9 protein-coding genes are annotated in these 8,998 nt (G+C 50.7%); 6 read left to right on the top strand and 3 right to left on the bottom strand.

What is annotated here, in order from left to right:
* Nucleotides 1–344: 344 nt before the first annotated feature.
* Together ACIDF8_RS13895 and ACIDF8_RS13890 are read right to left on the bottom strand one after the other, a co-directional pair.
* Complete coding sequence (locus tag ACIDF8_RS13895) at nt 345–533, bottom strand: zinc-finger domain-containing protein (protein WP_412011205.1); 189 nt, start codon at nt 531–533, stop codon at nt 345–347.
* Between the two features lie 74 nt (nt 534–607).
* On the bottom strand, nt 608–1,525 hold the full coding sequence (locus ACIDF8_RS13890) for a branched-chain amino acid transaminase (RefSeq protein WP_412011211.1): 918 nt from the start codon (nt 1,523–1,525) through the stop codon (nt 608–610).
* A gap of 130 nt (nt 1,526–1,655) precedes the next feature.
* On the opposite strand from ACIDF8_RS13890, the gene ACIDF8_RS13885 reads away from it, so the two are divergent.
* The 4 genes from ACIDF8_RS13885 (at nt 1,656) to ACIDF8_RS13870 (ending at nt 3,750) form a co-directional block, all read left to right on the top strand.
* The gene (locus ACIDF8_RS13885) at nt 1,656–2,246 is read left to right on the top strand and encodes an SCO family protein (RefSeq protein WP_412011204.1); all 591 of its coding nucleotides are present in this window, start codon (nt 1,656–1,658) and stop codon (nt 2,244–2,246) included.
* Nucleotides 2,247–2,410: 164 nt separating this feature from the next.
* On the top strand, nt 2,411–2,899 hold the full coding sequence (bfr, locus tag ACIDF8_RS13880; RefSeq protein WP_412011203.1) for a bacterioferritin: 489 nt from the start codon (nt 2,411–2,413) through the stop codon (nt 2,897–2,899).
* A 12-nt stretch (nt 2,900–2,911) separates the two neighbouring features.
* Nucleotides 2,912–3,388 (top strand): bacterioferritin, encoded by a 477-nt coding sequence (bfr, locus tag ACIDF8_RS13875; protein ID WP_412011202.1) that lies wholly within the window; start codon nt 2,912–2,914, stop codon nt 3,386–3,388.
* Nucleotides 3,389–3,534: 146 nt separating this feature from the next.
* Nucleotides 3,535–3,750: a (2Fe-2S)-binding protein gene (locus tag ACIDF8_RS13870; protein WP_412011201.1), complete on the top strand. Its 216-nt coding sequence runs from the start codon at nt 3,535–3,537 to the stop codon at nt 3,748–3,750.
* Between the two features lie 166 nt (nt 3,751–3,916).
* Here ACIDF8_RS13870 and ACIDF8_RS13865 read toward each other — a convergent pair whose 3' ends face one another.
* A complete protein-coding gene (locus tag ACIDF8_RS13865) occupies nt 3,917–4,543 on the bottom strand; it encodes a TetR/AcrR family transcriptional regulator (protein ID WP_412011200.1) in 627 nt (208 codons plus the stop codon).
* Nucleotides 4,544–4,690: 147 nt separating this feature from the next.
* On the opposite strand from ACIDF8_RS13865, the gene ACIDF8_RS13860 reads away from it, so the two are divergent.
* Entirely contained in the window at nt 4,691–5,866 is a 1,176-nt protein-coding gene (locus ACIDF8_RS13860) for an efflux RND transporter periplasmic adaptor subunit (protein ID WP_412011199.1), read from the top strand.
* A gap of 9 nt (nt 5,867–5,875) precedes the next feature.
* Entirely contained in the window at nt 5,876–8,971 is a 3,096-nt protein-coding gene (locus tag ACIDF8_RS13855; RefSeq protein ID WP_412011198.1) for an efflux RND transporter permease subunit, read from the top strand.
* The last annotated feature ends 27 nt before the right edge of the window (nt 8,972–8,998 follow it).

Raw genomic sequence — 8,998 nt, 5'->3', positions numbered from 1 at the left:
CGAGTAGCACAGGAAACAAGCGGAAGCTGGGGTGCACTTTCTTTTGGTTACTTTATCTTTGGGCAAGCAAAGAAAAGTAACTCGCCGAGAGGCGAAAAAGAACATCACAAACAGCAATTAATCATCCGCGTGGGCATCACTGTAACTAAAAGCACCACGGCATCTGCATAAGCCAATCGTTACATCCGCGTCGCACAGACTCTGTGAACTTCACTACTCCATGATGGAATGAAGAAATTGAGGCCGCGTGTAACAGAGAAAACAAAAGAATGATTTTCTAAAACCATTCCAATTCACACAAACCAAACCAACAAAAAAAACCCACGCGATGCGTGGGTTTTGACTTAATGGTGATGCACCTGCGTGCCTGGTTTCAACTTGTATTTCGTCCCGCAATACGGGCATAACACCTCACCCGTTTTCGCCACATCGAGAAACACTCTAGGATGTGATGCCCATAATGCTACTTCTTTGGTTGGGCAATGCAATGGCAAGTCTTTGCCGTCTACTTCAAACTCTTTGACATCAGACATTCAAACTCTCCCGCAAACAGGCACTTAATACATTAAACCTTATGAATGAAACCCAAAAAATTACACCCAAAAAATTAAACTAGGGTCAGCCAATGCGCGTATTTGGCATTTTTGCCTTTGACCACATCAAAATATAGGCTTTGCAGTTTTTCGGTGATCGGGCCGCGGGTGCCTTCGCCAATCGCACGGTTATCCAGTTCACGGATAGGCGTGACTTCAGCGGCTGTCCCAGTGAAGAAAGCTTCATCTGCGCTATATACTTCATCACGCGTAATGCGTTTTTCGATCACTTCCAAGCCCAGCTCTTCTTTTGCCAGGTGGATGATGGTGTCACGGGTAATGCCTTCCAGCGCTGAGGTCAGGTCTGGGGTGTACAGTTTGCCGTTACGGATGATGAAAATGTTTTCACCAGAGCCTTCAGCAACGAAGCCGTCCACGTCCAGCAGCAGGGCTTCCTGGTAGCCGTCTTGTGCGGCTTCCTGGTGTGCCAGGATGCTGTTCATGTAGTTGCCGTTGGCTTTGGCTTTACACATGGTGATATTCACGTGGTGACGTGCAAAAGAAGACGTTTTGACGCGGATGCCTTTGGTGATGGCCTCTTCACCCATGTAAGCACCCCAGCTCCATGCGCCAACAATGACGTGAGTAGACAAGGTTTTGGCAGAGATGCCCATGGCTTCTGCCCCGTAAAACGCCATTGGGCGCAGGTAAGCAGATTCGAGGTTGTTTTCACGCACTGCGGCTTTTTGCGCTTCAGAGATGGTCGCTTTATCAAATGGCATTTTCATGCCCAGGATATGTGCGCTGCGGAACAAGCGGTCGGTGTGCTCTTTGAGGCGGAAAATTGCAGTGCCTTTATCCGTTTTGTAGGCGCGCACCCCTTCAAACACGCCCATGCCGTAGTGCAGGGTGTGGGTTAATACATGGGTGGTGGCGTCACGCCAGTTGACCATCTTGCCGTCGTACCAGATAACGCCGTCACGGTCTGCCATCGAACTCGGTATTGCCATTTAAACTCGCCTTTAATCCGTCAGTCATCAAAAACCAGTATTGTAAACTAATCTGCGGCCTTTTCGCCTATGCTAGAATCCATTTCAATCATGATTTACAAGGATTTTTTGCATGGCTGTGCGATTTAAGTGGCTTTACCTGATGTTCTCGCTATTGACCACGCTGTTGGTTGGTTGCCAGCAAGGGTCCTCTGCTCGCTTTATTGGCACTGACCTGACTGGCACGCAATTTGGTCAGCCGCTGTCACTGACTGATCACACTGGCAAATTGCGCCACATGAGCGACTTTAAAGGGAAGGTCGTCGTGATGTTTTTTGGTTACACGCATTGCCCGGATGTGTGCCCCACTACCATGACCGACCTGAAAAAGACGATGCAATTACTCGGTGAAAAATCCAACGATGTACAGGTGTTGTTTGTGACGGTGGACCCAGAACGCGATACGCAAGAGGTGTTGGCGCAATTTGTCCCTGGCTTTAATGCGCGTTTTATTGGCCTGCGCGGCACCCCGGCTGAAGTGGCGGCCAATTTGAGTGAGTACAAGGTGTATGCTGCCAAAGTCAGCGAACCTGGTAAATCGGACTACACCATGGACCATAGCGCAGGCTTGTATGTGTTTGATAAAACAGGCGCCCCACGTGTTTACGAGGGCTATGGCGAAAAGCCCGAGAATATTGCGCATGACCTCGCGTTGCTGCTATAACACCGCTTAAAGGAATAATTCACCGCGAACGCATCAAGAACGATTGTCATTTATGTTTCTATTTAAAATATCATTTAAAATCAATTAGTTACATAAAAATTTCAATTGCATCAATTTATTTTTGCTGTATGATGGCTAGCATCTAAACCGTGCGAGGAGCCGTCATGAAGGGCGACAAAAAAATTATAGATATCCTGAACGACTTGCTGGCAGGCGAGTTGTCGGCCACCGATCAATACCTGATTCACGGCGAAATGTATGCGGACATGGGCTTGGGCAGCCTGGCAGAGCACAGCCTGCATGAATCGCTGCACGAACGCGAACACGCACGCGCCCTGATACAGCGGATTCTCTTCCTGGAAGGTAAACCCAATTTAGCCAAACGTGAACCGCTCAATATAGGCAAGGATGTAAAGTCTATGCTGGAGTCGGACCTGGCGTTGGAATACACCGTGGTGAAACACCTGAAAAAAGCCATGGAAGCCTGTGAACAAGCGCAGGATTATGTCACCCGCGAAATGTTGCTGGTGCAACTCGAAGATACCGAAATGGACCACGCCTACTGGCTAGAAAAACAGCTCAACCTGATCAAATTGGTGGGCATTGAAAATTATTGCCAAAGCCAGATGGGCAACAGCCCTTCTGCCGCATAAGGAGTACGACGGATGAAAGGCGACAAACAAATCATCACCACCTTGAACAAGGTACTTAAAAATCAGCTGACCTCCATTAACCAATATTTTTTGCATGCGCGCATGTTCAAAAAATGGGGGCTTGAGCGGCTGAATGGCTACCAGTACAAACAGTCCATCCGCGTCATGAAAGAAGCCGATGAAGTCATTGAGCGCATTCTTTTTCTGGACGGCCTGCCTAACCTGCAAAACCTGGGCAAGTTACTGATAGGCGAAGATGTAATTGAGTGCTTGCAGGGGGATTTGAGCTTTGAGAAAGAAGTACAGCGCCCGCAACTGGTTGAAGCGATTGCCGAAGCCGAGCAGCTGCAAGACTACGTGACACGGGATTTGCTGACCGAGTTGCTTGAGGCTTGCGAGGAAGCGATAGACTGGCTGGAAACCCAGCAAAGCCTGATCGAAGACGTGACCCTGCCGAACTACCTGCAATCACAGATTGAGTCTGATTAGCTGATACACGCCAGTGAATCATTGAATTAAGCCGCGAAAGCGGCTTTTTTTATGGCTGCATGGAACCATCTTGCCCTTGACAAACTCTACATAAATGATAATAATTATCATTAGTGAACTTAATTAGAGGCAATATGTACGTTTGCGTGTGTAATGCAGTAACTGAGCGTCAAATTCATCAAGCAGTGAAGAATGGTGCTAAAACCGTGAAGCATTTAAAAGATGAATTGGGCGTAGGGGCAGAATGCGGCAAATGTGCCAGCTGCGCAAAAGCCTGCCTAAAAGAGGCACATGCAGAACAACATCCCGGCCTGGTCAAAAAGCTGATTCAGTTAACACCAGTACAATTAGGCGCGGCCTGATTGCATACCGTTTCAAAAAAGGGGCGATCAGCCCCTTTTTTATTGCCAGCTTTAGGCAAACCCAACTTGCCAACACAATCTCGCCCGCGCCCTCCAGGGGGTCAAAAACAAATCCCTGCGCTTCGATCATCTCTACAAACACAGTGACTTTAAACCCTTCTATTTGTTAGCTGGCGTTTAACTCGTTCTCTAAAACATACTGAATTGTCCTGCCTAACATCGGGATCGTACGTTTCAGTGAGAGGTCTGGATTCCTGATCAACCGGATAGTAAAGCCTTCAAATAAAGAAGCGAGCAAATTACAAGCGGTATCCAGCGCCTCTTCTGAGATGTTCATCTGCCGTTGCATCATTCCTTTACGAAAGTAACTTTTGATACTTTCCATGGCCGTAGCTTCTGCGCGGCGGATGATATTGGCAATTTTTGGATTGCGCGCTGCCTCGGCAATCACTTCCAGCAATAAGGGCGCATCTGGATCATAAAAAGTATCCGCCGCACTCGTTGCAACGTCAGCAATCAGGGCATCAAAGATATCCCCGTCGCCCCGGCTTTGCTCCACACGGGTAGTCACATTGAGTATTTTGAGCAAATCTTTTTCCACGATTGCCTCAATAATGGCCTCTTTATTCTCAAAGTAATGATAGATGTGCCCAACACTCATGCCCGAGGCTTTGGATATCTGGGACATGCTGGTGCCATGAAAACCCTGGTTTCTAAAGCACTCAGTCGCGGCCGTCAGCACCTGGTTACGCCGGAGATCCGCACGGCTGGTCTGTATGTTCGAGAGGGACATGACTTCTCCTGTCATCATTAAAAATAAAAGATTGCTTTTTTAATATTCTATATTAGAATGATCATTCAATCTAGAATGAACACTCAATCTAATTTAAGGCAACCTGAAAAAAACCATTTTCATGGCGGCACTTAAAAGGAGAATCTAATGAAACCAACATTACAGACTATGCGTTTGGCGACGGCATTTCCGGTATTGCTCGCTTTATGTGAATTACTTACCGGTTGTCATCAGGGTGCAGCCCCTGCACCGGCAGCACCCCCGCCAGCAGAAGTCGAAGTCATCAACCTCCAGCCGCAATCGGTTAACCTGAAAACCGAACTGCCTGGGCGTACTTCCCCCTTTCTGGTTTCAGAGATCCGGCCGCAGGTCAGTGGCATTTTGCAAAAACGCCTGTTCACAGAAGGGACAGATGTCAAAGTGGGCCAGCAGTTGTACCAAATTGACCCTTCTACATACAAGGCTTCATTAGACAGTGCGCAGGCAAGCCTGAATAAAGCCGAGGCGAATCTTGTGGCTGCAAAAAGCAAGGCTGAGCGTTATCACGAGCTGGCGAGCATACAAGCTGTGAGCAAGCAGGATTTAGAGGATGCGAAATCCGCACTGGATCAGGGGCAGGCAGACGTAGATCTGGCGAAGGCCTCATTGCAAATTGCAAAAATCAACCTGGCCTACACCAGCGTTCTGGCGCCGATTTCTGGACGGGTGGCGAAATCGAACATTACACCGGGTGCCCTGGTGATTGCGAACCAGGAAACCATGCTGACCAATATCCAGCAGCTTGACCCCATTTATGTCGATGTGACCCAGTCCAGCGCTGATCTGTTAAGGCTACGCCATGCCTGGGAGAGTGGCCATCTCAAGAAGGCAGGAGAAAACCAGGCCGAAGTGAAACTGGTCCTTGAAGATGGCAGTACCTATGCACTGACTGGCAAGCTGGCATTTGCAGACATTACCGTGAGCCAGTCGACAGGCACCGTGTCGTTGCGGGCCATATTCCCCAATCCCAAAGGCGTACTCTTACCGGGAATGTATGTGCGCGCAGTCCTGGAACAAGGCGTTGAAGAAACCGCCATCCTGGTGCCACAGCGCAGCGTGAGCCGCGACGCCAAAGGCGACCCTATCGTCTATGTGCTGGACAAGGATAACAAAGTACAACTCAGGAATATTCAGGCGGACAAGACGCTGGATGGCCAGTGGGTGGTACGTCAGGGCCTGAATGCAGGCGACAGGCTGGTGGTAAACGGGCTGCAAAAAATACGGCCGGGAATGCCGGTAAAAATCGTGTCGACCGACAAAAACCCGACAACCAAGCCAATATAGGGAGTCATCATGTCTAAATTTTTTATTGACCGCCCTATTTTTGCCTGGGTGATTGCGATCATGATCATGCTGGCAGGCATACTCGCGATCCGCTCATTGCCGGTTGCGCAATACCCGATGATTGCACCGCCAGCTATCTCTATCACAACCACTTATCCTGGCGCCTCGGCCAAAGCTGTTGAAGATAGCGTCACGCAAGTGATCGAGCAAAAAATGAAAGGGATAGACCACCTGACCTATATGTCGTCGACCAGCGACTCTGCAGGCAGCGTGACCATTACATTGACCTTTGACGCCGGAACCGATCCGGATATTGCACAGGTTCAGGTCCAGAACAAGCTCGCACTGGCCACCCCGCTCCTGCCGCAGGATGTGCAAAAACAAGGCGTACAGGTCGCCAAAGCTTCCAATAACTTCTTGATGGTGGCTGCGTTCATTTCAGAAGACAACAGCATGTCTAGTATCGACCTGGGGGACTATGTCGGGTCTAATATCCAGGACATTATCAGCCGGGTGAATGGCGTAGGCGATACGCAAATTTTTGGAACCAAATATGCCATGCGGATATGGCTGGATCCGGCCAAGCTGCACAACTTTGGCCTGACACCCGCCGAAATCAGCACGGCCATCACGGCACAAAACGCCCAGGTATCCGCAGGCCAAATCGGTGGCATGCCCGCCAAAAAAGGCCAAGAATTGAATGCCACGGTGACGGCGCAAAGTCGTTTGCAAACCCCTGAGCAATTTGGGCAGATTTTATTAAAAAGTACCGCCAATGGGGCTGTGGTCAGACTGCAGGATGTCGCCCAGATCGAACTCGGTGGCGAAAGCTATGAGGTTGTCGCTCAATATAACGGCAAACCGGCGACAGGGCTGGCAATCAAGCTGGCAACCGGTGCCAATGCGCTGGAAACGGCTCAAGCCGTCAAGGCAAAACTGGTTGAGCTGGAGCCGTTTTTCCCGGCGGGCATGAAGGCGGTGATGCCATATGACACCACCCCGTTTGTCAAAGTCTCTATTGAGGAAGTCATCAAAACGCTGGTAGAAGCCATCATCCTGGTGTTCCTGGTGATGTATCTTTTCTTGCAAAATATCCGGGCCACACTCATCCCGACCATTGCTGTACCAGTGGTCTTGCTGGGGACATTTGCCGTGTTATCCGCTAGCGGATATTCGATCAACACCCTGACCATGTTTGCCATGGTACTGGCGATTGGCCTGCTGGTAGATGATGCCATTGTGGTGGTAGAAAACGTTGAGCGCGTGATGCACGAAGAGGGGCTGCCTGCCAAGGAAGCCACCCGCCACTCGATGACGCAAATTAGTGGGGCCTTGATCGGGATCGCGCTTGTGCTCTCGGCGGTATTCGTCCCCATGGCATTTTTCGGTGGCTCTACCGGCGTCATTTACCGGCAATTCTCCATCACCATCGTATCGGCCATGGTGCTTTCAGTGCTAGTAGCCCTGATTCTGACACCTGCCCTGTGCGCCACCTTACTCAAACCACACGCCAAGAGACACAACGCGTTGACGGGTGCCTTTAAGGTATTTAACCGTGGCGTGGAACGCACAACGCAAGGCAGTCAATCCGTGGTTGCCCGTATGCTGCATCGTCTTGGCCGCTACGGGCTGATATATGCGCTGATTGTTGGCGTGATGGCGCTATTATTTGTCCGCATGCCACAGGCTTTCCTGCCGGATGAAGATCAAGGCATCCTGTTTACGCAAGTCACCTTACCCGCCGGAGCAACGACAGAGCGCACCCGGGCAGTCCTAAACAAGGTAGAGCATCATTTCCTCGCCGAACAAAAAGAGGCGGTCGCATCCGTGTTCACCGTGTCTGGCTTCAGCTTTGCGGGGAGCGGCCAGAACAATGGCCTCGCCTTTGTCAGCTTGAAAGACTGGTCAGAACGCCAACGACCTGACCTGAAAATAGCCGCAGTCATCGGCAAAGCCATGGGTAAATTCTCAACCATTAACGAGGCCATGGTCTTTGCATTCGGCCCGCCAGCCGTGGTCGAGTTAGGCAATGCCTCGGGCTTTGACCTCCAGTTGCAAGACCGTGCAGGCCTTGGGCATGAAGTCCTCATGCAGGCTCGCAACCAACTGCTGGGGATGGCCTCGGCGAATCGGTCACTGGTCGGGGTGCGTCCAAACGGGCAGGAAGACTCTCCAGAATACAAACTGGATATTGATCAAGCCAAAGCCAGTGCCCTGGGCATTTCCCTCGCGGATATAAATTCAATGCTTTCTACCGCCTGGGGGAGTACTTATGTCAATGACTTTATGGACCGCGGCCGGGTCAAGCGCGTGTACTTGCAAGGCGCCACTTCAGCACGGATGGATCCCAAGGATTTTGATCAGTGGTATGTAAAAAATGCCAGCGGTGAAATGGTGCCATTTTCCTCATTCGCCAGCGCACACTGGGCTTATGGCTCACCCAAGCTGGAACGCTATAACGGTCAATCTTCGGTAGAAATCCTCGGGGCACCGGCGCCTGGACATAGTACCGGCGAGGCGATGGCCATCATGGAATCATTGGCGGCAACCCTGCCTCCCGGCATCAGCTACGAGTGGACAGGATTGTCATACCAGGAGCGCATGACGGGTTCACAAGCCCCCGCGCTGTATGCTTTATCCCTGCTGATTGTGTTTTTATGTCTCGCCGCATTGTATGAGAGTTGGTCCATTCCATTTGCAGTCATGCTGGTAGTCCCGCTGGGGGTCGTCGGCGCCTTGATTGCAGCGTCCATGCGGGGACTCTCCAACGATGTGTATTTCCAGGTTGGCTTACTGTTAACCATAGGCCTGTCTGCCAAGAATGCCATCCTGATTGTAGAGTTTGCGAAGGAAAAAATGGAGCAAGGTAAAGAGATCACAGAGGCCACATTAGAGGCGTTAAGGTTGCGCTTCCGGCCAATTATCATGACATCGCTGGCCTTCATCCTTGGCGTGCTGCCGCTTGCCCTGTCGACTGGCGCAGGCTCTGGCGCCCAAAATGCGTTGGGCACAGGTGTGATTGGCGGCATGCTCACAGCCACCGTACTCGCCATCCTGTTTGTACCGCTGTTTTTCGTGGCGGTGCGCCGGGTATTCAAAGGCTAAGGTCGCTCATTAAAAGGAATAACCAAT

Origin of the sequence: Methylophilus sp. 3sh_L, from assembly GCF_046766015.1 — a bacterium.
GTDB lineage: Bacteria > Pseudomonadota > Gammaproteobacteria > Burkholderiales > Methylophilaceae > Methylophilus.
Note: the sequence above shows the minus strand (reverse complement) of the source record. Positions and strands in the feature narration are given on the sequence as shown.

Coding starts and splice junctions, on each gene's coding strand:
- ACIDF8_RS13855 (WP_412011198.1), top strand. CDS start 5,876: ATGTCTAAATTTTTTATTGACCGCCCTATTTTTGCCTGGGTGATTGCG.
- ACIDF8_RS13860 (WP_412011199.1), top strand. CDS start 4,691: ATGAAACCAACATTACAGACTATGCGTTTGGCGACGGCATTTCCGGTA.
- bfr (WP_412011202.1), top strand. CDS start 2,912: ATGAAAGGCGACAAACAAATCATCACCACCTTGAACAAGGTACTTAAA.
- ACIDF8_RS13885 (WP_412011204.1), top strand. CDS start 1,656: ATGGCTGTGCGATTTAAGTGGCTTTACCTGATGTTCTCGCTATTGACC.
- ACIDF8_RS13890 (WP_412011211.1), bottom strand. CDS start 1,525: ATGGCAGACCGTGACGGCGTTATCTGGTACGACGGCAAGATGGTCAAC.
- ACIDF8_RS13895 (WP_412011205.1), bottom strand. CDS start 533: ATGTCTGATGTCAAAGAGTTTGAAGTAGACGGCAAAGACTTGCCATTG.
- ACIDF8_RS13865 (WP_412011200.1), bottom strand. CDS start 4,543: ATGTCCCTCTCGAACATACAGACCAGCCGTGCGGATCTCCGGCGTAAC.
- bfr (WP_412011203.1), top strand. CDS start 2,411: ATGAAGGGCGACAAAAAAATTATAGATATCCTGAACGACTTGCTGGCA.